Raw genomic sequence first — 24,890 nt, 5'->3', positions numbered from 1 at the left:
TCAATCCACTTAGTCTGCTAAACGGCAACGGTATTCCTGTTAGGCCACTGTTTTTATGTACCTTGCGGACTTATTTCGCGTTAATCAGGTATGATTTGGCATAGTATCTCTTCTTTTATTCTAAAAAATAGGATTCTACTTGTCCTGGCGGTGTTGCTCGGCACTGTCTTTATGGGTTATAAGGCCAGTAAGGTCAAGCTCTCCTACGAACTGGCCAAGATCTTGCCGGTTACTGACCCCGATTATCAATACTACGAAGCCTTCAAATCACGGTTTGGACAGGATGGTAATGTGATGGTGCTGGCCATTGAAACTGATAGTATGTACCAGCTCGGGTTCTTCAACGACTGGTATGCGCTAAGCCAGAAAATCAAGCGCATTGACGGGATCAAAGACGTCGTATCGAACGCGAACCTGTATACCATTATCCGCGACGATTCGGCTCGCACGTTTCGTATTCGGCTGCTGGTCCCGAAACCGCTCACGACCCAGCTTGGCTTAGACAGCCTGAAAACGCATATTGCCGCCTTGCCCTTTTACCGCAACCTGGTAACCGACAGCAGTGGCAAGGCGCACCTGATGGCTATTAGCTTCGACCAAAAGGTTGTTAACACCAAAAATCGCATTTCACTGGTTCGGCAGGTCGAAGCCGTAGCCGACTCCTTCGGCAGAAACCATACGCTTAAGACTAGTTCCGTTGCTTCTGCCACATCCGACGGCACGGTTCACATGTCGGGAATGCCATATATCCGCACCGAGTTTACGGCCAAAGTCAGCAAAGAGATGTTTTTGTTTCTGGGGCTGGCCTTTCTGGTGACAGCCCTGATTTTATTCTATTTCTTCCGCTCAGTAACGGTCGTTCTGTCGGCACTTGCCGTCGTAGGCGTCGGCGTAATCTGGGCAACGGGTTATATTGTTCTGCTTGGCTACGATATTACATTGCTGACCGGGCTGATCCCACCGTTGATTATCGTGATTGGGGTGCCCAATGTCATTTTCCTGCTCAACCGATACCACGAGGAACTGAACCGGAATCGTAGCAAAGAGGACGCCCTGATGATTGCCAGTGAGAAAGTTGGGGAAACGACTTTTTTTGCCAACATCACGACCAGTATCGGCTTCTTCGTCTTCTATTTCACGGGCAGTCCCCTGCTGGTGCAATTTGGCCTGGTAGCCGCGTTGGGCATTATGACGACCTACGCAGTATCGCTCATCCTGGTACCCATCATCTTCAGCTACCTAACCACACCCACACCCAGGCAGCGCGGCCATCTGGAACGTCGGCAGGTCAGTGGTTTCCTGAGCTGGGTCGATACCTTAGTACACACCCGCCGAACGGCCATTTATACCTTCATTGCGATCATAACGGCGATTTCCATTGTTGGTGCCCTGCAGATCAACCCAATTGGGTTTGTAGTAGACGACCTGCCTAAAAACGACCCGATTTATACCGATTTAAAGTTTATCGAAAGCCGGTTCAAGGGCGTTATGCCTTTTGAGGTGAGTATCGACGCCAAGCGGGCCGGTCGGGTATTAACGCCCCAAACACTGACAAAGATCAAGTTGCTCGAACGGGAATTTGGTAAGTATCCTGAGTTTACACGGCCCCTGTCTCTGGTCGAAGCCGTCAAGTTTTTTTATCAAGCCTATCGCGGTGGCGATCCCAAATATTACGCATTGCCCGGTGCACTCGAACTAAGCCAGTTGGCCAATTATGCTCCGCAGTTGAAGGGAGCCAAGAACGCAGGCGGAGGACTGGCCTTTAAAGCCTATCTGGACAGCACGTTCCGGTATACCCGGATTAGTTTCCAGATGCCCGACGTAGGTACAGTTCGGACAACGCAGCTCCTGAACGAACTCCAGCCCAAAGCCGATTCTATTTTCAATATAGACCGGACAACGGGCAAGCGTGTAGCAGCCGCCGATCAATATGATGTCCACATCACTGGCAATAGCGTAGTGTTCACACGGGGCAACGATTACCTGCTTACCAACCTGGCCGAGAGCACGATTATGGCCATTTTGCTGGTTTCGGTTATCCTGATCATTCTACTGCGTGATGTTCGGCTAAGTCTGATCGCTATCCTGCCTAGTGTAGTGCCCCTGCTTGTCACGGCGGGTATTATGGGCTTTTGCGGCATTCACCTGAAACCATCGACTATTTTAATTTTTAGTATCGCTTTCGGCATATCGTCGGATGGCACGATTTATTTTATCACAAAATACCGCGATGAACTGAGGAATCAGAAGTTGAGCCTAGACCGGGCCGTATCGGAAACGATTCGGTATACGGGTATCAGCATGTTTTATACAGCTATGATTCTGTTTGCGGGGTTCGCCATTTTTGCGGCTTCAACCTTTCAGGGAACTGTTGCGCTGGGTATTCTGGTATCCATCACTCTTCTTATGGGCATGGCTTCCAACCTGATTCTGCTACCAGCGTTCCTGCTAACTGTCGATAAACGCAGGAAGAAGGCAGTGTTGATGACGGATGAATGATTCCTTTAAGCTTCTTCCAGCAGCGTATCGAATGAAATAAACTGGTTGCCAAAGCGATGCTGAATACGTTCACGCAGGGCATCGGCATGATATTGCTGGTAGGCCGCATAGTCGGCCATGGTAGTAAAGTCGAGTTGAACGGAGTATGTTGTGCCGCCATTATCGAGTTCGGTCAACAGGCGCAGGATTTTGTGGCTTACGGGCAATTCGGTCGCCATTACCGCTGGCAAAAAGAAGCGCTTCATCCAGCGAAGCCAGTCAGCCGCTACCTCGTCGGCAACGCTGTACGTCGTATTATAAAGAATCATAGTCGGTAAACACCCGATTTGGGGTGTAAGTTGGCCATTTGGTTGTTTCTTTGCCAAAGAACTAAATTTGCTCGATAAATCACTCTACTCATGTATTCTGGATTAGTACACGCCCACTCGGGGCTTCGCTGGATAGCCCTTGTTCTGCTGGTGGCAGCCGTCGTTGTCGCTATTGGTAAATGGCAGGGACGCAGCGGTTATACGGACGGCAACCGTAAATTATATCTGTTCACCCTGATTGCAGTGCACACACAACTTTTGCTGGGGCTGGTTCTGTTCTTCATCAGCCCCAAAGTTAATTTTTCCCTTATCAGCGAAAAGCTTTATCGGTTCTACACAGTAGAGCACACAACGGGTATGCTGATTGCCATCATCCTCGTTACTATTGGCTATTCACGCTCAAAACGGGCTACCGATGCCGTTACGAAACAACGGCTGATAGGCATTTTTTACGGAATTGGCCTTCTACTCATTCTGGCTTCTATTCCCTGGCCGTTCCGTATCGTTGGCGCAAACTGGTTTTAGGGCTGGACTGACTGTGTAGCTATGGGGAATGGCTACTTGATTGATCAAAACTAGTTAACCACAGAGCCACAAAGAGCACAGAGCTATAACAGGTTGATTTAATCTGTTATAGCTCTGTGCTCTTTGTGGCTCTGTGGTTAATAATGAAATGTCATTTTACTCAATTGCTTTTCAACAAACGACCTTCAATTCATTAAAACAGAAATGCTTAATGGCCGTTTAAGCACGCAGCTCAATTTTTTTCAAAATTTTTTACCTTCCAATTAGTTTACGGTCAGCTGTTTACAAAATTGGCACGAAAAAATTCTGGTCCACTGGGGAAATTTTTCCTCAAAGGGTAGGTAGATCGCAGTCAATTCAGTACTTTTATAATACGTAACGTGGATTTGACCTCAATTCTATGATGAGAAAAATGCTCCTGACAGTATTTTGTACTGTCTCGTTTGGCATCGTTCAAGCACAAACCGTACCTACCGTAACTAATGATCTGACCGACGTACCCACCGTAACGTCAAATGAAGTAAGTTTTTACGATCAAATTCCGCTCGTAAAAAACGTCATTAACTACGCTAAAGAACACCTTTCCGTTCGTTACCGCTCCGGTGGCACAACGACCCGAGGATTCGACTGCTCTGGCTTCACCCGCTTTTGCTTCAACAAATTTGGGATCTCGCTCCCCCACTCCAGTGCTGCTCAAGGCAATGTAGGTGCCGCTGTCGACAAAGAATCGGCTCAACCCGGCGACCTGATTCTGTTCAAAGGCCACAGTTCGGGTGGCAATCGAATTGGACATGTTGGACTGATTACGGAAGTAATCGGTGATCGAATCAAATTCATTCACTCAGCCTGGAACGGGGGCGTTCGGTATGATTACCTAAGTGCGAGCTATTACCAACATCGCTATATGGGTATCCGACGCGTTGTTCATTTACTGGCTGAAAAATAAACCGGTTGAAAGCCTCCCTTTTATCTACACATAGCAAAGCGGCTTTCTGGCCGCTTTACTTTTTTAAGGTCGTTCCGGCTCCCTGCTGCACAGCCATTGCTAGTTCGTCGGCATGGCAAATAATCACTTTCGATACACCACTGTCCAGGGCTTTGAAAGCATTATCCAGCTTCGGGATCATTCCTTTATTGATGGTTCCGGCGGCTTTATTTTCGGCGTACTGTTCAGGCGTCAGCACGTTGATGACACTGTTCTCGTCTGACGGATCGCTTAATACGCCTTTTTTCTCAAAACAGTAAATCAGGGTTACTGTATTATGGCGGCACATATCAACAGCAATAGCCGACGCCATTGTATCCGCATTGGTATTGAGCAGATCACCGGCAAGCGAATAGGTTATGGGCGCAAAGACCGGGGTTAAAGCCTGGCGGAGGAAAAACTGAATTTGTCCCGAGTCCACTTCCTCTATATCGCCGACCATGCCATAGTCAATATCTTTCACCGGTCGTTTTCTGGCAAGTACCGTTCCGGCATCAGCTCCTGTCATACCGATCGCATTCACCTCAAGCGCCTGAAGCTTCGCCACGATCTGCTTATTAACCAGGCCACCGTAGACCATAGTCACCACATCGAGCATGGGCTGATCGGTAATGCGACGCCCCTCCACCATCGTAGTTTGAATGCCCAGCTTTTCAGCCATTTGGGTAGCCACTTTACCACCACCGTGAATCAGCAGTTTGGCACCCGGCAAACCAGCAAAAGCTGCTAAAAATCGTTTTAAAGCCGCCGGATCATCGATGACATTCCCGCCAATTTTTACTACCGTCAGGTTATCCATTTTTTAGAATTTCTTTTAATACGGCCTGAGCCGACCATTCGCGGTTTGCTGCCTGCTCAATAACCAGCGACTGAGGACTGTCGAGCACGGCATCGGATACTTTTAAGTTACGGCGAACGGGTAGGCAATGCATGAATTTACCATTGTTCGTTAGGTTCATGTCATCCATGGTAACGGCCCAGGAGGGGTCCTGCGTTAATACCTGCCCATAATGCGTGTAGGAGGACCAGTTTTTTCCATAGATAAAATCGGCACCGGCGAAGGCTTCGCTCTGGTTGTGTGTTACATGGGCATTCCCAACAAACTCCGGCGCTAGCTCATAACCCGCCGGATGCGTTACCACAAACTCAATCTTTCCGGCCTGAGCGCGGGCATTCATCCATTCACAAAATGAATTGGCAACAGCCTGCGGTAACGGTTTGAAATGCGGTAGCCAGGTTAGCACCACTTTTGGGCGGTCGGTACGCTTGGCTTCCTCAATCGTAATGCAGTCGGCCAGCGATTGCAGCGGGTGGCGGGTGGCAGATTCAAGATTAACAATGGGAACACCGGCGTAGGTAGCAAACTGATGCATCACCTGCTCCCGATAATCTTTGTCCCTGTCTTTGAGTTCGGCAAACGCCCGGATGCCAATGATGTCGCAATACCGCCCCATAACCGCAGCCGCTTCGCGCACATGTTCGGCTTTATCGCCGTTCATGAGCACACCCTCTTCCATTTCCAACCCCCAGCTGTCCTGCCCAACATTCATGGTCATGACATTCATCCCAAGATTTTGAGCAGCTTTCTGCGTGCTCAACCGGGTACGGAGACTGGAGTTAAAGAAGATCAGGCCAATGGTTTTGTTTTTACCGAGCACTTGATCGGCAAAAGGGTTGGCTTTGGCAGCAAGGCCGGACTGAATCAGGGCGTCGATGCTGGTAACGTCGGCGAGGGAGAGAAAATTGGTCATTTAGTTTTAAACGCAAAGGCGCAAAGGATTAGCGCAAAGGCCGCAAAGTGATTACAGATTATTAACTAAACGTTTAACACCATCTTTCAATAGAGCAACGTTGAAATTGATCAATAAACCAAGCTTACAATTGGACAGCTTCAGATACGTTATTAATTGAGCGACATAAACATCGGTCAACCGTTCAACTGCCTTTAGCTCAAGAATGACCTTGTATTCGACTAATAAATCGAGACGATATCCTACATCTAGTTTTATCTCGTCGTAAATAAGCGGTAATCCTTTCTAACGTTCGACATATAGTCCAGCTTTAACCAGTTCATAAGCCAACCATTCCTCGTAAGCTGATTCCAGCAGACCGGGCCCTAACCGTCGGTGTACAGTTAAAGCACATTGATAAACGACACGAGCGATGTCATTTTCATTCATATCTTGGCGACCTTCGCGTCAACCATTGCGTCTTTGCGTTTAAGGCAATTGGCAAGGGCTTCCAGAAACTGATCGGCTTCATCGACGCCAATGGTCAACGACGGCAGCAAACGAATGATCGTTTTACCCGCCACACCCGTAAACTGCTTGTGTTCGAACAACAGCGTTTTACGGAGTGAATCGACCGGAAAATCATACTCGATACCAATCATCAAACCCCGACCCCGCAACTCTTTATAGCCGCCAATCTGACGAATACCGTCCATGAAATAGGTTCCCATGCGCGCTGCATTTTCCATCAGTCCCTCGTCTTTCATGATGTCCAGTACGGCGACAGCCGCTGTACACGCCAGGTGATTTCCACCGAACGTTGTTCCCAGGAGGCCGTAGCTGGCGCTGAACTTGGGCGAGATGAGAATACCGCCGATAGGGAAGCCATTACCCATGCCTTTGGCCATCGAGATAATATCGGCTTCGATGCCGCTAAACTGGTGCGAGAAAAACTTACCCGATCGGCCATACCCACACTGAACACCATCCAGAATAAGGACGGCACCCGTTTCATCGCAGCGCTTACGGAGCGTCTGTAGGAAATCGTCGGTGGCGACCTGTATGCCTCCTACCCCCTGAATGCCTTCAATAATGACGGCGCAGGTATCGGTTGTAATACCGGCCAGAGCCGCTTCCGAATCGTTGAAGGGAAGAAAAGTAACGTGCTGATTGTAATTTATGGGGGCAACAATGGCAGGATTGTCAGTAGCCGCAACGGCACCGGCCGTACGGCCATGAAACGACTTCTTGAAAGCTACAACTTTAGTCCGGCCATTATGAAACGAGGCCAGCTTCAGTGCATTTTCATTGGCTTCGGCGCCGGAGTTACATAGAAACAGCGCATAATCGGGATGATCCGAGAGAGCTCCCAGTTTATCCGCCAATTCCTGCTGTTGCGGAATCCGGACGGAGTTCGAGTAAAACGAAATTTTGTTCAGTTGATCCGTCAGGGCCTTTACGTAGCGCGGATGTGTATGCCCAACCGAGATTACCGCATGCCCACCGTACAGATCCAGGTAACGCGTACCATCGGCATCCCAGAGATAGCTCCCCTTGGCGGTAGTGGGTTCAATATCGTATAGCGGATAAACATTAAAAAGCTCTGCCATTTTCTTGTTAATCTAAGCGTACGGGAAAAGCACCTCTTTCGGGTACTTTCCTATAAATGAGGTGCAAGTTTACGGATAATCAGGGTAAAAAAGGGGCTAAAACACAAAAAGGAAGCCGAATCAGCCTCCCTTCCATTCATTTTAGCTACTGCTATTTACAACCCGTCAACAAACGACCGAATGACCTGCGTGGCGGCTTCGGGTTGTTCGACCATACTTAGGTGTCCGGCCTGCTCAATGACGGCTACACGAATTTGGGTAGATAAATCAGCCAGTTGCGCCGTTTTATCGTACGGAATCAGTTGGTCTTCGCGGCCTAATACCAATAAAACAGGAAAATCCGCATTCCGTAACACAGCTGTTCGGTCGGGGCGGCCCGCGATAGCTGTTACACCAGCCGCAAGCGCTTCGGCAGGTAATGTGAGGAAACGGGTTATCAGTTCCTCCGTTTTTTCGGGTGAATAGGCAGGAGCCACCATTTTTGGCATTTGTTTCTGTATAAATGGAGTCGTTCCTTCCGTTTGTAGCGTCTTGATTACCTGCTGCCGGGCCTCTCGTTTGGCCTCATCGTCGGCTGTGGCCGTAGAATGATAGAGCACCAGTCCCTGTACCAATTCTGGGTGGTGCTCGGCCAGGGCAAGGGCCATGTAGCCGCCCATTGAATGGCCTATCAATACAGCCTTTTCTACCTCGGCGGCCTGCAACACGTCATATAGTTCTTCAGCATAGCCCTCAATTGTAGTTTGAACTGAAAGGCGGGCGAAATCAGGCGTCAATACGGAATGGCCCAAAGCCAAATCGGCGTAGATGCTCTCCCAAATGGAAGCATCTACGCCGTGGCCATGAATGAGACAAATAATTGGTAATTGGCTCATCAGGAATTTTTTTCTCTATGCATTATTGATAACACCCAGCAGAATCAGTACCAGGCCAACAACCAAACCAATGCCACCGATAACACCTAATACACTACCACCGCCCAACAAGAGCAACAGCAAGCCGATAATACCGATAATTACACCCAGACGGACATTTGAGCTCATGGCTTTTGTCTGCTCTGGTGCTACATGATTTTTGATTTTCTTATCGATTTTTTTGAGCATTGCCCGCTCCATCAGCGACATTTTCTTCGTCGAAGCAACGTTAGCAGACACCTCAGCTTTCGCACTTGTTGTTGCCAGCATTTCGTTCAGCCGTGTCATGCGCTTAGCCAGTTTTTTGTTCGAGGCCAGCTTGCTATCGTTCCGCACATAGGCTTCAACCTGATTGACGGCCTGCTTGGTTTGGGCAAGTTGTTGTTCAACAGGCGCTGCCAGAGCGACTTCTGCAGGTTGTGTAGCGGCTGACTCTTCGTTGGCAACAGGTGTGGTGATGGCTACCGACTGGGGTTGAGCTGATTTAAAATTTTCGCGGGCTGTCGGTTGAAAATAAGCGACCGGACGGCTGCAGGATGAAAGAATTGCGGCACCCATAAGTGCGGTGAAAAGGTTTTTGGAGAACGTGCTCATAGTGTACTGGTTTAAAAATTAACGGTTGAAATATAATCCTCAACAACTACAACTTCTCTTATTTGTTGAGGAGTCCTGATAAAAGAGAAAACAAATTAGATTATATGACCCAAAAGCTCGGTAAAATCCCCGTCAGTCCGAAGTTACCAATGGCTGGCGGGGATTTTTCTTATTACCTAATCGAAGATTATAACAAGCCAATCAGCAGGATAACTGCCCCTACCAGAACAGCAACCAGACCAACAGTGGCAGCTGTACCTGACGTCAAAATCAATAGAAGCAAACCGACGATCACCAACACCGCACCGCCGGCCAGTGTACCCGAATTGACCATCGTTTTTTCTGGATTGGCAGGAGCCAGTTGTTTGCTGATTTTTTTATTTATTTTTTTCAGCATCATTCGCTCCATCAAATTCATTTTTTTAGGAGCATTCACTTCAGTTGGCGTCAGAGTGGCTTTAGCCGAATTGGCAGCCAATAATGTACGCACTTTGTTCAGGCGTTTCTGTACCGTTTTATCAGCACTTAATTTGCTATCGTTGCGCACCATAGCATCCACTTGATCCAGTGCTGCAGTCGTTTGAGCAACCTGTGCTGAAGGTGTGGCTACAGCTTCGGTAACGGGTGTTTGAGCAACAACTGGAGCGGCACTTTCTGTTGGCGTTATAGACACAACTTTGGCTGGCGTTGTTGCGAAATGCTCACGGGCACTGGGTTGAAAATAAGCGACCGGACGGCTACAGGATGAAAAGACCGCAGCACCTAAAAGTGCAGCAACGATGTGTTTGGAAAACATACGCATAGTATATCGTTTAATTAGTGAACGTTTGAGTTACCATCCTGATGAACTATTACTTTATTCATTTGTTGGCCCATTGTTCAAAAAAAATAGTCAGCTCCCGTTAAATCAGAAAATTCATAAAACTAACAAGTGGTCCAATACATCAATTCGACTACGTGTAATTACTTGCTATATACGTTTTAAAAGCATAGCCACAGACGAATTTCAGATACTATTAGCAGATAAGCCATCAAATAATTACCTGATTAACAACAATCTACCAGATTATCTATATCGGTTTGACGACACTGATGCAGCGCCCTTAACAGCATTCTACCAATAAAATAGACTATTCTTTGACTAATTTTCGCGGGCTAAAAATTTTTAAATAAATTTTTTAGCCGAACCGCTCCATTGCAAAGGCTCCCCATACGAAAGGGCACTTGTTTACAATCCAATTAAAAAAAAACAAGCCCGGTTTCTACATAGAAACCGGGCTTGTTTTTTCAAAACTCCTCAGCAAGTCAGGCAACTGAGCGAAGTTGATGGGTGCCGGATTTACCAAATTTTTCGCGGGCATATTCCAGGCTAACGGTTAATTCGGTAACTCCTGTCTGAGAAGGCATTTCGAACATAGCGTCGGTGATAATGGATTCGCAGATTGAGCGTAACCCACGGGCACCAAGCCCATATTGCAAGGCCTGATCGACAATATAATTCAAGGCGCTGGGGTCCCAGTGAAGGGTAATTCCCTCCATCTTAAACAGCTTGTCGTACTGCTTTGTAATGGCGTTTTTAGGTTCTGTCAATATCTGCATCAACGCATTCCGATCGAGTGGCTCAAGGTGCGTCAATACGGGCAAACGGCCAATAAGCTCGGGAATTAGCCCGAACGATTTCAGATCAAGGGCCGAAATATAACGCATCAGGTGCCCCCGTTCGAAGGTGTCGTTCAGGCGCCGGTCGCCCGAGAAACCAATTGGTCGGGTATTGATCCGCTTGGTAATGTGCCGTTCAATACCATCAAAAGCACCACCGCATATGAACAGGATATGTTCGGTATTGAGCGCAATCAGGCGCTGGTCGGGGTGTTTACGGCCACCTTGGGGCGGCACATTTACCACCGATCCTTCCAGCAATTTCAGCAGCGCCTGCTGAACGCCTTCCCCGCTGACATCCCGGGTAATACTCGGATTATCGGACTTGCGGGCAATTTTATCGATTTCATCAATATAAACGATACCGCGTTCGGCCGCTTCCACATTATAATCGGCCGCCTGCAACAAGCGGGTCAGAATTGTTTCCACATCTTCGCCAACATAACCTGCCTCCGTGATAACGGTGGCATCGGCGATGCAGAAAGGTACTTCAAGAATTTTGGCGATTGAGCGGGCCAGATAGGTTTTGCCCGTACCTGTTTCGCCGACCATGATGATATTTGATTTTTCAATCGTTACATCATCATTGGTTTTTGGCTGCATCAACCGCTTATAGTGATTATAAACCGCAACGGTAATGGCTTTTTTGGCGTCATCCTGACCAACAACGAATTGATCCAGATGCCGCTTCATATCAACGGGCTTGATCAGTTTGATATTGACCTCGGCGGGCTCGCTCTTTTTAGGGCGCATTTCTTCCAGCACCACCTGATGTCCCTGTTCAATACAGTAATTGCAGATGTGTGCGTCGATGCCTGACAGGAGCATCATTACTTCGTTTTTGCGTCGTCCACAGAACGAGCAACTAATTTGTGGCATGAACGGTTGCAGAGTAAATAGGCTGGGGGTTATCAGACGCAGCGTACAGAATTGTATCCGCAATCTTGGTTAGGTTAACAGTTCGTTTAAATGCTTTGTTGGACCAATAGCTAATTTCGATAAAAAAACGACTCAGGCAAACCTGAGTCGTTGGGTCTTAACAAAGTTATTAATTGCTTGTCAAAAAAAGTAGTAAGAAGTCAGTTAATACATACCGGGTGCGAATGCAATCCGCTCATCTATCACTGACCACCTGTTACTTTTCTATGGTCCGCTCCCGGCGTAATACCTCGTCAATCAAGCCATATTCTTTGGCTTCTTCAGCCCGGAACCATTTGTCACGGTCAGACGCCTTTTCTATCTCTTCGTACGTCCGGCCTGAGTGACTGGCTAAAATGCGATACAGATCTTTTTCTAACTCGAGCATTTCTTTCATGGTCACCTGCATGTCTTTCGAGGTACCCTGCGCACCACCCGATGGCTGGTGAATCATGACACGGGCGTGCGGAAGCGCAGAGCGCTTGCCCGCAGCACCACCGGCCAGCAGCACAGCGCCCATAGACGCAGCCAGACTTGTACAAACCGTAGCCACATCAGGACGCACATACTGCATGGTGTCATAAATACCCAACCCAGCGTAGACCGAACCACCTGGGCTGTTAAGGTACATCAGGATGTCCTTTTTAGGATCTGCCGACTCCAGGAAAAGCAGTTGCGCCACAATGATGTTGGCGATATTGTCATCTACGGGCAAGCCCATAAAAATAATACGGTCAGCCATAAGCCGTGAGAACACGTCTACTTCACGGAAATTCATGGGCCGCTCTTCAATGACCGAGCGAGTCATGTTTTCAACCGAATTATTTTCGATGGCGTGTTTCACATAACCGTCTACAGACAGGCCATTGAGACCCATGTGATGTACGGCGAAATTGCGGAATTCTTTTTCGTAATTCATAATTGGGTTTACTTCTTGATTTGAAAACCAAGAACGGTTGGTGTAAGTTCGAGAATTGTTTCGTTACAAAATTGCGTTATCATCACGAAAAACCCTGTCAGTTTAGGTTTAGATTTTATCGTTGTTACTTGATATGAGCACTTTCACCAATCGAGGTCCGGCAGAAAAAATACGCTTACAACGGCTACAACGCGGTTTATCCCAGGAAAATATGGCAGATCTGCTCGGCCTGTCGACCACTGCGTATGGCGACATTGAACGCGGCAAAACCGACCTGACCCTCTCGCGGCTAACCCAAATTGCGAACGTTTTGGCCATATCGCCCTTAACGCTGCTCACCGACGATGCCCTGCCCGCACAGGTTATTGAGGTAAAAACTGACGAACTGGCCAGCCACGAACTCGAAACCCTTCGCCTGACGGTGGAGAAACAACAACTCGAACTGGACAAACTTCGCCTGGAAGCCGACTACTGGAAACGCAAATACGACGACCGCATTGCCATGGAAGTCCTGCGTTCGATGGGCGTAGAGCAAAAACGGGAACGGATTGGGTTTTAATTTTTCTTCTTATTTTACCTTCTGATAAACGAATGTAGCGGATTTTACAGCTAGAAATCCGTTATTAACGGCTTCATTTGTTGCCTTCGTGATTGCAAAAAATTGATTACACAATGAACGAACACAGTAAGAATTTCCTGTATCAATACCTTAATAATGCCTCGCCGACTGGCTTTGAATCCTCAGGGCAGCAGATTTGGCTGGATTATCTCAAACCCTATACCGACGAATACATTGTCGATACCTACGGCACCGCCGTTGGGGTGATTGGGCCGGGTAAAGACTATAAAGTCGTTATTGAAGCCCACTCCGATGAGATTTCGTGGTTTGTCAATTATATCTCCGACGATGGCTACCTGTTTGTCCGGCGTAACGGTGGGTCCGATGCGCTCATTGCTCCGTCGATGCGGGTGAACCTGCACACGAAGAAAGGCGTGGTAGAGGGCGTTTTTGGCTGGCCTGCCATTCACGTTCGTGACCTGGCCAAAGATACGGCCCCTAAAGTAACGGACCTGTTCATCGACGTAGGAGCCGCCACCAAGCAGGAAGTCCTGGATATGGGCATCCATGTAGGCACGGTCTGTACATTTACCGATGGCCTGATGGAGTTGAACGAACGGTTCTACGTCGGCCGGGCACTCGACAACCGCATGGGTGGTTTTATGATCGCGGAAGTGGCCCGACTCCTGAAAGAGAACAACATCACCCTGCCCTTTACGCTGTACATTGTCAATGCCGTACAGGAAGAAATTGGTCTGCGCGGGGCCGAAATGATTGCCCGCCGACTCAAGCCTGACCTCGCCATTTGCACCGATGTAACGCACGATACACAATCGCCGAAATACGACAAAAAAGAGCAGGGCGATCTGAAATGCGGAGATGGACCTGTGCTTTGCTACGGACCAGCCGTACAGAACAATGTCCTCGACTTTTTAATTGGTGTGGCTGAACAGCAGAATATAGCGTTCCAGCGCCAGGCCGTTAGCCGATCAACCGGTACCGATACCGATGCATTTGCCTACGCTACCGAAGGCATTGCGTCAGCGTTGATTTCGCTTCCGCTCAAATACATGCACACAACGGTGGAAACGGTTCACATGAATGACGTACAGAACGTCATCAAACTTATGTATGAAACACTGCTTGCGCTGAAGGGTGGCGAGGATTTCCGATACATCAAGTAGTTTTCAACATGTCATTTTAACTACGGCTGCGAATAGTCTGTTCAAGCGCTTAAATTAAAAAAAAAGGGTACCTATTTTCTAAAAATAGGTACCCTTTTTTTTTAGTATTTATTCCCTACAGTTACCTCCGTATCAACAAATAGTCGGCCGGTACATTTACTCAGTATGCCTACAACTTTTATAATTTTAGCTGACTCACCTACAGCCAATTAAACTAAAGCTAATAATTTACAAGTAGATAATAGGCTCGATTATTACTTGTTTTTTGCATAGAATTTATCCTTACGCCTACTAAGTACTCGCAACTACCTTTTAATCATAAATGTAAGATTATCAAATAGTTACGCTATAAAATTTTAAATGTTTTTTAATCTTATATACTATAAACCGCTAGTACTTTAGCGCATTAAGCCTAACATGAGCAATCCTCTTTTGTAAAGCTTGATCAAATTCTGATACACCTATTTGGTTTTTAAACCTATCCTCTAAAGTTTCTACGCAACGTTTACTATGACTTTAATAAGCTACCTATCCGGGCTGTTGTTGCTGCTCTCTTTAAGCTCCTGTAGCACAAACCATATTACTCAAAATAATCAGAAGCAATCGTTAACTGATGGGGCTAAAGTTGATTTACCTTTATCTGCAGGAATAAATAATAACTACAGGGATTTTAATAAAATTGGCTATCAAAAAGGTGATAAAATAAAGAATGTTACGCTGCTTTCTATCGACGGCGAAACCGTTAATTTCGCCAAAGTGATGGCCAATAACAAGCCGTTACTATTGATATCGGGTAGCTACACATGCGACATAAGCCGCCGTAATATTCCCGACATCAATGCATTGACTGTACGTTATAAAGACAGAGCCAATGTATATCTTGTTTACACCATCGATGCGCACCCATCGGATGTTGTTAGCCCTTACTCAAAAAATAACCGCATAGAGATTGCTCCAGCTAACACCCGGGACCAGGTGGAAGCGAGTCAGCCCAAAACGTATAGTGAGCGCAAGTTGCTGGCCAGAAAGTGGCAGCAGCGGAATAATCTCCTTGCTCCCGTGCTGGTCGATAACCCAACGAATGATTTTTGGTTAGCTTTTGGCCAGGCGCCTAATATGGCCTTTCTGATCAATCCAGACGGAACGGTTTACTACAAACAGGTATGGTTCAAGTTTGTCGATCTTAATGAGTCGCTTAAAGGTTGGTTTAGCAATCAATCTAAAAACACCACCAGTCCCTAGCATCTCTTCATTAGCCGTTTCGCCGGAAGCCACCCTGCCCCCGCTGCCCGCCCCCGTTTCGCTCCTGAAACGGGTCTCTTGGTGGCGTAACGCCCGCACTGAAGCTGCGCAGGTTATAGACAAAACTGAGCATGAAATACCGGTTCAGCACCCGGCTCCGCACCTCCTCCGTATAGGTGTCGGTTACGTTTCGCACAATGCTCTGATTCTGGTTCAGCAAATCGAATACCTGAAAGCGCAACTCCCCCTGCTTTTGCTTAAACAACTGCCGGGACAGAGTTGCGTTCCAGAGCGTATACGACTGGTCATAGTTGGCCGAACTACCGCCATAATGATTAAAGTAAACGTTGGTGGAGAAGGTAAAGTTGAGTGGAAGCTGATAATAGACATCGAGCGTAACCGTCTGATTCAGAAAGGTCGTATTCTGCTGCGGTTGCAGCGAGTATTTCGCCGACTGCCAGTTGATATTCCCTGACAGATTCAGATCCAGCTTCTCCGTAAAATTAGAACTCAGCCCAACTCCCTGACCAATCAGCCAGTTTTTTGCCTGGTTCGACTGGTTATTGATGAAGCTTGTTCCCTGGTTGAACGTCAGGTTCGTCGATAAATTCAGGTTCGTTTTCTGTGCCCCCAACTTGAGCGGCCGACCGAATACCAACGAGCCGTTCACCGTGTAATAGCCATTGGTATTGATGGGCCTGGTTGTCTGCGCACCCGATCGGTCGAATACCGTTGAATTGACAATTTTGTTATCCGTTCGGCTAGCGTTCAGAAAGACGAACATGTTCCGGAAGGTGGCCGCATCGAACTGGTTATAATTCAGGGATAGCGTATGGCTGTATTCCGGTTGCAGATCGGCATTACCAACCTGAATGTTCAGCGGGTTGGTGTTGTTAAGTACAGGCTGCAACTGATTTACCGACGGCGCGTTGATCCGTGTTCGGTAGTTGAATCGAAGCCTACGGCTTTTGGCAAAATTATACGTCAGCAATGCATTGGGCAACAGATTCGAAAACGTTCGGCTGAGGTTCGTTTCCCGAGTGAGGTTATCGGAGTTAAGGCTTGCCTGTTGGGCATCAAGCCCAAATGCGTACGTATATTTCAGCCGCTTTGTTTGCCAGGTCAATCCACCCCGGTTCGTCACGTAGTCGTTCACAAAGTTGTTGCTCAACTGGCCATTCAGCAGGTCATACTGGTTCGTCAGTCCATTAAAATCGTTAACGGCACGGTTTGATGTGTTATGATTGTTAGACAGATTATAGTGAAATTCAAGCGTTTGACGCATGGAAAGCGGTTCCGTATAACTCACGTTGATTGTGTTGGTCATGGCGTTCGTTTGCTGATTATTACGCTGATTGATGGTCTGCGTGACAACGCCCGTTACGGTGTCTTTTGTAATGACGCCCGACGTCAGGCTGGTCGATGAGCCGTTAAACTGGTTAACCGACTTGTTGATCCCTTCATTGTCCTGATCATTGACCGCGATGTTCCAGTTAACCGAAAAGCTCCGCCCTTTTTTCTGAAATTTACGAAAGAGCAGCAGGGAATTATTGCCGGTGAAGCCACTCCCGTTTGAGTTATAGTTCGTCAGGCTCGAATTGGCCAGCACACCCTCGTTCGTCGTGGTTCTGGCTTGGCTCTGATTGGTATACGTTGACGTTAACCATGACAAACTAGGAATGACCCGAATCGTCGTCATTGAATCGAGTCGGTAATCGAGCCGTAGATTCACCCGCTGATTTGTATTCGTATTGTCGGAACCATTGGTTTGGTCACGGATAAATCCAGCATCCGGTCGTGTAATGACTGTGCCTGCTGTACCACTGGGAATCACGTTTTCCCGATGGCTGTTTTGTTGCGTAATTGTATTGGTATTACTCGCATTGTAACTGCCCGCTACATCCACCTTCTTGCCCCAGCCATCGCGATAGTTGATACCAGCCGCCCATGATTGCGTAATGGCGTTGCTTCCCACCTGACCAGCGCCATTGCCACTGCCGCCACCGGCTCCGCCACGAACCACGTTGCTGCCACCACCGCCCCCCTGCCCCTGCCCGGCTCCGCCAAAGTTATTGCCAAGACCTAAATCCGATGCCGTGAAACCCTGCTGATTGACGTTGTTCGCCATACCAAGTACTGAAATCTGCTGGCCATTATTGAACCTGTTCAAGCTAACGCGCCCCGAATACCTGGCGTTATCGCCCGGTTTGGGGCCTGCCCCAATGGTCTGCTGCCCGAAAGAGCCTTTGCGTTTGTCTTTCTTGGTGGTGATGTTTATCGTTTTCTCCCGGTCACCATCGTCCACTCCAGAAAACGCCGATTGTTCCGATGCCTGATCGAAGAGTTGTACTTTGTCGATAATATCGGCGGGCAGGTTTCGGGTCGCCATTTTAGGGTCATTGCCAAAAAAGGGTTTTCCATCCACCAGTACTTTTGTGACAGCTTGCCCCTGGGCTTTTACGGTTCCATCGCGGTCCACCTCCACACCCGGTAGTTTCTTGAGCAGGTCTTCAACCTGCGCGTTGGGACGGGTTTTGAACGAACCGGCATTGAATTCCAGCGTATCTCCTTTCACCGCAATGGGCGCACGTTCACCCTGAACCGACACTTCCGTGAGTGTTTGTGATTGCGCTACCAAATCGATGCTGCCCATATCGGTCGTTGGGGTTGCGCTCGTCACCGAAACACGTTTGGCACGACTACGGTAACCTACATACGACACAAGCACCCGGTATTGCCCCTCGCTGACTTTGGGAAATGAGAAGCGCCCCTCGCCATCGGTAATGCCAAACGAAACCAGCGACGAATCGCGGGCCAGCAGCAAGGATACTGACGCTTCGAGCAATGGCTTTCGGGTGAGCGAATCCACCACCTGCCCCCGAATCATCCCCGGCGACTGGGCTAATGACCTGTTTATAAACACGGTACAATGCAACAGGCATACTATACTCCAGAACAGCCACTTCGATGTAGCGTGTCCTTTCCTAGTGAATGGAGGGCAATACGGACCATTTTTCATTGTACGTTATCTATTAAGGCTGAGGCACTATTGATTTTTAATCTGTGTCAGTCTCCCGTGATCCGTGTCCGCACGGACCACGGGAGACTACCGATTCGTTTAATTCCGCATCGGCATGTTCTGCATCATTTTCTGGCGAAAATCAGCCATTCCTTTCCGGCGTATCTGTTCCATTTCTTCGGCCGATATACTTCTGGCCGCTTTAGGGGGCTGTACACTGGCTTCGGCTACGGCCTCCATCGACACACCAGTCGCTTTATACGATTCGTTGTCCGATTCAATTTGCATCACAACGCCTTTGGGCGGTGTCAGGTCGGCAATGGGTGAATAGGTAAAGGGCAGGTCCGTGGTGTACCAGACGGTGTAAGTCTGTTTCCGACGGGTAGCGGTTCCTTTATGACAGACATAGCCTGCTATTTTCTTGGTTTTATCGCTCGGCGTCCAATCGACTGCGGTGGGCATAGGCTTTTCGGAACGATACATATCCGTCACCGTCGAATCTTTTTTGACAATCAGCACGTCGATACGCTGGCGATTGGCCAAGTCCAGATACGTCTGCTGATCAAACGGGGGCGCCATCCGGGTCGTTTGCGGCCTCCCTTCCCGGGAACCGCCCCCAGCTCCGCCGTCGCCCATGGTCCGGCGCATCATCATATTTTGTGGGCGATCCCGTTCTTCTTTAGCCATTGTGCCCGAGAACACCAGTTTTTGCGTAAAAGAGATCACTTCCGGCATTCCTTCCGGAGCATCGGGCGCGCCGGGGCTACCCGGCTGTACCTCCTGTCCATTAATGACCATCCGCATCTGTGAGCGGTCGATCTGGCGCATCCCTTCGTAGGTGATCTTACCCGATGCTGGCGTCTGCCCATACAGCGTTGTGACACAGAGTCCAGCTGCGAGCAAAGTGATGATGTGTTGTTTCATGTTTGTAGAGAATCAGTAACCGGTGGCTTGTTTTCGTTGGATACCTTTTGTATTCATTTCGAATGAAGGATTCCCGTAGTAAACGTTGCATTAAATTAAGAACTATCCACCTAAAGTTTCTTAAAGGTTGTTAAATAGGCGCTGAGTCGCCTTTTTTGCTGACTGAATGTCTGTCTATGCATCCCAACCGTATCATTTCACTGGTTCCCTCGCAAACCGAATTACTCTTCGATCTAGGGCTGGATCAGGCGATTGTGGGCATCACAAAATTCTGTGTTCACCCAGCCGAACGAGTTAAGCAGAAGGCACTTATCGGCGGCACCAAGACACTCAACCTGGACCGGATTCGGGAGCTTGACCCCGATCTGATCATCGCCAATAAGGAAGAAAATACCCGCGATCAGATCGAAGAACTGCAGCGTCAGTACCCTGTTCATGTGACGGACATGACGACCCTACCCGATGCATTACGTATGATTCGGGAAGTGGGCACGCTGGTAGCGCGGGCTACCGAGGCCGACCAACTGGCTAAACGAATTGAGCTTAGTTTACTCCCGCCCTTTCCGCCACTGGGATTGTCGGTGGCGTACCTGATCTGGCGAAAACCATACATGGCCGCAGCCAGCAGCACGTTTATTCAGGCGATGCTGGAGGTTGCCGGTTTTTCAAACGCATTCGCTGACCAGACCCGTTATCCAGAAATTACACCAGCTGATCTGCAAAAAGCGCAACCCCATCTTATCTTTTTATCATCGGAGCCCTACCCGTTCACCGAGAAACACATCGAGGAGCTACAGCAGATTTGTCCGTCGGCGCAGGTATTATTGGTGGATGGCGAAGTGTTTTCGTGGTACGGTAGCCGGTTGTTGCAGGCTTCCGACTATTTTAGGAACTTGCGTAGTCAAATCACCCGGCAGACTGTATGATCACCGACATCTCGCAACTCGACCCCAAGGGCACCTATACCTATGCCGATTACCTGAAATGGCAGTTTGACGAACGTATCGAACTGATAAAAGGAAAACCGCACCGGATATCACCCGCACCAAAGCGAAAGCATCAGGATACGTCCGTAAATTTAGAATTTGCCTTGCTTAAATACTTCGAAGATAAATCATGCAAAGTATATGATGCTCCTTTCGATGTGCGGTTGCCTGTGCGCAATGAACGAAAGCCGGACCAATTGCATACCGTTGTTCAGCCTGATATATGTGTGATATGCAATCTCGATAAATTAGATGATGGTTGTTTAGGGGCACCTGACTGGGTTATTGAAATTACATCGCCCCGAACAGCAAAGAATGACTTTAACGAAAAATTTAATCTATACGAAGAATCGGGCGTTCGTGAGTACTGGATTATTCAGCCTAAGGAAAAGGCCGTTAACGTCTATGTGCTGGAAGAGGGGTCTTATGTCCTGGTCGATGTTTATGAATCTGGTGAAATTCCCAGTTGTATTTTTCCCAACCTAATCGTTTCGCACGACCGTATTTTCCAATAAATGACCCGACAGCTAACTACCAACGATACACTTTCCATTGCCTCCATCAATCTGATCTTGTTTGCGGCCCAACAACGGGGTGCTGACGCGGATTCACTGGCGCGTGCCATTGGTGTCAGCAAAGAACAACTCCGTGACCCCGACGGGCGCGTGCCAATCCGGCTGGTGCAGGCACTCTGGCGTGAAGTAATCGCGGCTACCGGCGATCCGAACATTTCGTTACGGCTTGGTGAACTCATAAATCCGGTCGCGATTGGTGTACTGGCTTATGTAATGATGCACTGCCCTACGCTGGGACAGGCATTCGACAAACTCTGTCGATACCAGGATATTGTGTGTGAGGGTATCCGGACAACGGGCAGGCTGGTGCAGTCGGCTACAGCGGAAAAGCAATTTATGTTAGTGCTCCAGATAACGAGTGCCGATATTATTTACCCTCAACACGCCCTCAATTCCGAATTTTCGATTTATCTGGCGGTCATGCGCGCCTTAACCGGGCATCAGGTTGAAGCCACTGAAATTCACTTCGCCTACCCAAGACCCATCGATACAACCGAACACGAACGCGTCTTTGCGCCCGCCCGCCTGACGTTCGACGCGCCCGAAACGGCCATGATTCTGAATGCGGATCTGATCGACTTACCGATTCTGAACGCCAGCCCATCGCTGTCAGTTGTGGTCGAAAAGCACGCCAATGACATTCTTGACAAACTCAGGACACCGTCGCTGAGCAGCCGCGTAAAATCAGAAATTATTGCGCTTATGAAAGGCGAGGAACCCACCCTGGCGGCCGTTGCCGAGCGTCTGGCAATGGGGGTCCGAACGCTCCAGCTTCATTTGAAAGAGGCAGGTACTTCCTACCAGCAATTGCTCGATGATACCCGTAAAGAACTCGCCATCGGGCACTTGCGCGAGCCGAAGATGAGCACAACCGACATCGCGTTTCTGCTGGGATTTGCTGAGCCAAGTGTTTTTTTCCGGTCGTTTAAAAAATGGACAGGTCTGACACCGGGTGCCTATCGACAGGCGCAAGCCTAGTAACACAGACTTCCAGTCCGCCAGTCTGTGCATCGGAGATTAACCTGTGTTTGCTTTACTACTTAGCGTTCATTTTTGCGGGCTGGAAGTCCGTCCAGGTTACGTTGCCTAGCAAACCAGGTCAGCGTTTCAGCTAAGGCCTGCTTCATGGGCGTTGGCTGGAAATCGGGAAATAAGGCCAGCACCTTCTGATCATCGAGCAAAACCGTATTTTCATAGAGGTAGAGCATTTCTTTAACCTCCCGCATCACAGGCATAAACAGCCCCAGAACACTAATTAGAAAGCGACTATATACCCGCGTTTTCGGAGACGTTCCTGCTACTGAGCCAATCTGCCCGAACCACGCCCGCATGGATGATACGGTGGTTCCACCATAATTCCACACTTCGTATGAACCAGTTGGCGTTTGTGGCTGCCCGGCCCACGCCCTCAAGAGAAGCCGGACCGTGATTTCAGCGGCATCTTTTGTGTAAACCGATTGATGCGGAATGTCGGCATTCACAATCCAGGGCAATGCTTTGCCTTCGAGAGCGTTTTCAAAAATGGGCTTTACGCCTTCATTCAGTACGTTTGGCCCCCAGAAATCCGGCAATCTAACGTTCAGAATACGGCATTTCCCGGCCCTGGCCGCTTGTTCCAGCATAGCTTCAATCTCGACGCGCAGCTGCCCTTTTCGGGTACATGGGTTTGGCAGGCTATCTTCCCGAATCGGTTCCGTGGCCAGGCCAAAATTGTAGACATTACCCGGAAAAATAATTGTCGAATGAGTCTGTTGAGCCGCGTCAATCACCTTACGCGTCGCTTCGTCCATGTTCCCGAACCACTTGTCGTACGGGTAATTAATGCCGTGAAAAATAAAATCCTTACCGATAGCGATACGGTTCAGCAGCCCCGCATCCTGTACATCGCCCTCGATGATGGTCAGCGTGCCCTGGTCCCCGAACAGGGCTTCCGCTTTGGCCCGGTTGCGAACCAGGATCGTGATGGGCAGATGGCGGGCGAGCAGATTTTCCGTTACGGCATAACCGATGCTTCCGGTTGCGCCCAGAACAAGTGTAGTTGGTGCAGTATTCATATTTTTCGTGCGTCAGTTTGTATAGAACAAAGGTCCGGCTAACCCGACAGGCAGTCGCTGACGAACTACGCAAATCGAATGACCAATCACGAAAATCTGAGCATAACCGATAGGGCTTATTTGTCGTGCTTTGCCAAACTGAGCATTTTTTCGTTCCTTCAGGAAATGGACTGGCCACACCCCCGGTACGTTCAACTGGCGCCAGCCTAACTGTATACAAATCAACCGATCAATGAAAAATCAGTTTACTTACCTGGTCTTCACGCTATTCATCGCCACTTCGGTACCAGCACTGGCTCAGCAGCATTCGGAACAGAAACACGATAAATACATCTGGCCCAAGGATGCGCAGGTTAAACAGAAGCTGGAGAACTGGCAGGATATAAAGTTTGGTTTGCTGATGCACTGGGGCACCTATAGCGAATGGGGTGTTGTTGAATCGTGGTCACTCTGCCCGGAAGATGAAGGCTGGTGCGAACGAAAAGGGCCTCATTCGGCCAATTGGTACGACTACAAAAAAGCGTATGAAAACCTTCAGACAACGTTCAACCCGGTTAAATTCAATCCCGAACGCTGGGCCAATGCGGCCAAAGGGGCTGGTATGAAATACATGGTCTTCACGACCAAACACCACGACGGGTTCTGTATGTTCGACACCAAACAGACCGACTACAAGATTACCGATACGAAAACGCCCTTTTCCTCCAACCCACGCAGTAACGTAACCAAAGAAATTCTGGGCGCCTTTCGGCAGCAGGGTTTCATGGTTGGAACATACTTTTCCAAGCCCGACTGGCATACCGAAAACTACTGGTGGCCTTACTTCCCTCCGAAAGACCGGAACGTGAGCTATGACCCCAAAAAACGACCTGACCTTTGGAAAAAATTCAGTGATTTCACCTACAACCAGATCGAAGAGCTGATGAGCGATTATGGAAAGGTCGACATCCTGTGGCTCGATGGCGGCTGGGTTCGTCCGTTCAGCAGCATCGACTCGACCATTAGCTGGCAGCGTACGATTCCTTATAATCAGGATATCGACATGGCCCGCATTGCCGGAATGGCGCGCCAGCATCAACCGGGCCTACTGGTTGTTGACCGTACGGTACCGGGCGAATTTGAGAACTACGTAACCCCCGAACAGTCAATTCCCGACCACTACATGCCTATTCCCTGGGAAAGTTGCATGACCATGGGCAATAGCTGGTCGTATGTTCCTGAAGAAAACTTCAAATCGGCCCGGAAGCTGGTCCAGACGCTGGTGGACATCGTCGCTAAAAACGGGAATCTATTGCTCAACATTGCCCCCGGCCCCGATGGCGAGTGGCATGAAGAAGCCTATCAGCGCCTGCAGGAAATCGGCAAATGGATAGCCGTAAATGGCGAATCCATTTACGGGACCAAACCATTGGCACCCTACCGGCAGGGACAGTGGGCCTTCACCTCAACTGGCAAAGCTATCTACGCATCGTATTTGCCAACCGATTCGGAAAAGCAACTGCCACCCAGCGTCGCACTGCCCGCTCTTACGGTTGCGCCAACGGCCAAGGTAACGGTTCTGGGGGCTAGCCATTTGCTGAAGATGACCAAAACAAAGGATGGACTTAGCGTTGTTATCCCCGACAAAGTTCGGCAGCAATTAGCCGGGCAACCCGTCTGGGTACTTAAAATTGGGTAACTGGTCCA

Annotated in this window: 23 protein-coding genes and 1 pseudogene; 11 read left to right on the top strand and 13 right to left on the bottom strand. The window is 48.8% G+C overall.

Annotated elements, in window-relative coordinates:
* The first annotated feature begins 90 nt into the window (after nt 1-90).
* Nucleotides 91-2,499 (top strand): efflux RND transporter permease subunit, encoded by a 2,409-nt coding sequence (locus tag SD10_RS07170; RefSeq protein ID WP_046376326.1) that lies wholly within the window; start codon nt 91-93, stop codon nt 2,497-2,499.
* A gap of 5 nt (nt 2,500-2,504) precedes the next feature.
* Here the strand turns inward: SD10_RS07170 and SD10_RS07165 are convergent, their stop codons facing one another.
* Nucleotides 2,505-2,807, bottom strand: coding sequence for a DUF4286 family protein (locus SD10_RS07165; protein ID WP_046376325.1), 303 nt, complete (start codon nt 2,805-2,807; stop codon nt 2,505-2,507).
* A gap of 90 nt (nt 2,808-2,897) precedes the next feature.
* Here SD10_RS07165 and SD10_RS07160 point away from each other — a divergent pair, with 90 nt between their 5' ends.
* Both SD10_RS07160 and SD10_RS07155 read left to right on the top strand, forming a co-directional pair.
* Nucleotides 2,898-3,332, top strand: a complete 435-nt coding sequence (locus SD10_RS07160) for a hypothetical protein (RefSeq protein WP_046376324.1) — start codon at nt 2,898-2,900, stop codon at nt 3,330-3,332.
* Between the two features lie 403 nt (nt 3,333-3,735).
* Nucleotides 3,736-4,278, top strand: coding sequence for a C40 family peptidase (locus SD10_RS07155; protein ID WP_227699226.1), 543 nt, complete (start codon nt 3,736-3,738; stop codon nt 4,276-4,278).
* A 55-nt stretch (nt 4,279-4,333) separates the two neighbouring features.
* Here SD10_RS07155 and argB read toward each other — a convergent pair whose 3' ends face one another.
* The 9 genes and pseudogenes from argB to SD10_RS07110 form a co-directional block, all read right to left on the bottom strand.
* Nucleotides 4,334-5,116 carry an acetylglutamate kinase gene (argB, locus tag SD10_RS07150; RefSeq protein WP_046376322.1) on the bottom strand — a complete coding sequence of 261 codons (783 nt, stop codon included), beginning with the start codon at nt 5,114-5,116 and terminating at the stop codon, nt 4,334-4,336.
* Nucleotides 5,109-6,068, bottom strand: a complete 960-nt coding sequence (locus SD10_RS07145; protein ID WP_046376321.1) for an N-acetylornithine carbamoyltransferase — start codon at nt 6,066-6,068, stop codon at nt 5,109-5,111. Before SD10_RS07145 ends, argB begins: the two co-directional genes overlap by 8 nt.
* A 51-nt stretch (nt 6,069-6,119) precedes the next feature.
* Nucleotides 6,120-6,497: pseudogene (locus SD10_RS07140) on the bottom strand (GxxExxY protein).
* Nucleotides 6,494-7,657, bottom strand: coding sequence for an aspartate aminotransferase family protein (locus SD10_RS07135; RefSeq protein WP_046376320.1), 1,164 nt, complete (start codon nt 7,655-7,657; stop codon nt 6,494-6,496). The pseudogene SD10_RS07140 and the gene SD10_RS07135 overlap by 4 nt, the downstream one beginning before the upstream one ends.
* Before the next feature lie 155 nt (nt 7,658-7,812).
* Nucleotides 7,813-8,532 (bottom strand): alpha/beta fold hydrolase, encoded by a 720-nt coding sequence (locus SD10_RS07130; RefSeq protein WP_046376319.1) that lies wholly within the window; start codon nt 8,530-8,532, stop codon nt 7,813-7,815.
* A gap of 15 nt (nt 8,533-8,547) precedes the next feature.
* Nucleotides 8,548-9,165 (bottom strand): hypothetical protein, encoded by a 618-nt coding sequence (locus SD10_RS07125; protein ID WP_046376318.1) that lies wholly within the window; start codon nt 9,163-9,165, stop codon nt 8,548-8,550.
* 187 nt (nt 9,166-9,352) lie between these two features.
* A complete protein-coding gene (locus SD10_RS07120) occupies nt 9,353-9,967 on the bottom strand; it encodes a hypothetical protein (RefSeq protein WP_046376317.1) in 615 nt (204 codons plus the stop codon).
* 503 nt (nt 9,968-10,470) lie between these two features.
* Nucleotides 10,471-11,703, bottom strand: a complete 1,233-nt coding sequence (clpX, locus tag SD10_RS07115; protein ID WP_046376316.1) for an ATP-dependent Clp protease ATP-binding subunit ClpX — start codon at nt 11,701-11,703, stop codon at nt 10,471-10,473.
* Between the two features lie 256 nt (nt 11,704-11,959).
* Nucleotides 11,960-12,661 carry a ClpP family protease gene (locus tag SD10_RS07110; RefSeq protein ID WP_046376315.1) on the bottom strand — a complete coding sequence of 234 codons (702 nt, stop codon included), beginning with the start codon at nt 12,659-12,661 and terminating at the stop codon, nt 11,960-11,962.
* A 133-nt stretch (nt 12,662-12,794) separates the two neighbouring features.
* Here SD10_RS07110 and SD10_RS07105 point away from each other — a divergent pair, with 133 nt between their 5' ends.
* From SD10_RS07105 to SD10_RS07095, 3 genes are all read left to right on the top strand, one after another.
* Nucleotides 12,795-13,220 (top strand): helix-turn-helix domain-containing protein, encoded by a 426-nt coding sequence (locus SD10_RS07105; RefSeq protein ID WP_046579154.1) that lies wholly within the window; start codon nt 12,795-12,797, stop codon nt 13,218-13,220.
* Between the two features lie 113 nt (nt 13,221-13,333).
* The gene (locus SD10_RS07100; RefSeq protein WP_046376314.1) at nt 13,334-14,404 is read left to right on the top strand and encodes a M42 family metallopeptidase; all 1,071 of its coding nucleotides are present in this window, start codon (nt 13,334-13,336) and stop codon (nt 14,402-14,404) included.
* A 510-nt stretch (nt 14,405-14,914) separates the two neighbouring features.
* Nucleotides 14,915-15,646 (top strand): deiodinase-like protein, encoded by a 732-nt coding sequence (locus tag SD10_RS07095; RefSeq protein WP_046376313.1) that lies wholly within the window; start codon nt 14,915-14,917, stop codon nt 15,644-15,646.
* Nucleotides 15,647-15,656: 10 nt separating this feature from the next.
* On the opposite strand, the gene SD10_RS07090 is transcribed toward SD10_RS07095, so the two are convergent.
* On the bottom strand, nt 15,657-18,533 hold the full coding sequence (locus SD10_RS07090) for an outer membrane beta-barrel protein (RefSeq protein WP_227699225.1): 2,877 nt from the start codon (nt 18,531-18,533) through the stop codon (nt 15,657-15,659).
* 231 nt (nt 18,534-18,764) lie between these two features.
* Entirely contained in the window at nt 18,765-19,589 is an 825-nt protein-coding gene (locus tag SD10_RS07085) for a GLPGLI family protein (RefSeq protein WP_046376312.1), read from the bottom strand.
* 176 nt (nt 19,590-19,765) lie between these two features.
* Between SD10_RS07085 and SD10_RS07080 the strand changes: the two genes are divergently transcribed.
* Genes SD10_RS07080 through SD10_RS07070 form a run of 3 tightly spaced genes read left to right on the top strand, consistent with a single transcriptional unit; the run spans nt 19,766 to nt 22,128 of the window.
* Entirely contained in the window at nt 19,766-20,515 is a 750-nt protein-coding gene (locus SD10_RS07080) for a helical backbone metal receptor (RefSeq protein ID WP_046376311.1), read from the top strand.
* Complete coding sequence (locus SD10_RS07075; RefSeq protein WP_046376310.1) at nt 20,512-21,090, top strand: Uma2 family endonuclease; 579 nt, start codon at nt 20,512-20,514, stop codon at nt 21,088-21,090. Before SD10_RS07080 ends, SD10_RS07075 begins: the two co-directional genes overlap by 4 nt.
* Nucleotides 21,091-22,128, top strand: a complete 1,038-nt coding sequence (locus tag SD10_RS07070) for an AraC family transcriptional regulator (RefSeq protein ID WP_046376309.1) — start codon at nt 21,091-21,093, stop codon at nt 22,126-22,128.
* 62 nt (nt 22,129-22,190) lie between these two features.
* Here the strand turns inward: SD10_RS07070 and SD10_RS07065 are convergent, their stop codons facing one another.
* Entirely contained in the window at nt 22,191-23,204 is a 1,014-nt protein-coding gene (locus SD10_RS07065; RefSeq protein WP_046376308.1) for an NAD(P)H-binding protein, read from the bottom strand.
* A gap of 78 nt (nt 23,205-23,282) precedes the next feature.
* On the opposite strand from SD10_RS07065, the gene SD10_RS30220 reads away from it, so the two are divergent.
* Together SD10_RS30220 and SD10_RS07060 are read left to right on the top strand one after the other, a co-directional pair.
* Nucleotides 23,283-23,414 carry a hypothetical protein gene (locus tag SD10_RS30220; protein WP_262507397.1) on the top strand — a complete coding sequence of 44 codons (132 nt, stop codon included), beginning with the start codon at nt 23,283-23,285 and terminating at the stop codon, nt 23,412-23,414.
* 22 nt (nt 23,415-23,436) lie between these two features.
* On the top strand, nt 23,437-24,882 hold the full coding sequence (locus SD10_RS07060) for an alpha-L-fucosidase (protein WP_046376307.1): 1,446 nt from the start codon (nt 23,437-23,439) through the stop codon (nt 24,880-24,882).
* Nucleotides 24,883-24,890: the final 8 nt, after the last annotated feature.

Origin of the sequence: Spirosoma radiotolerans (genome assembly GCF_000974425.1) — a bacterium.
GTDB lineage: Bacteria > Bacteroidota > Bacteroidia > Cytophagales > Spirosomataceae > Spirosoma > Spirosoma radiotolerans.
Note: the sequence above shows the minus strand (reverse complement) of the source record. Positions and strands in the feature narration are given on the sequence as shown.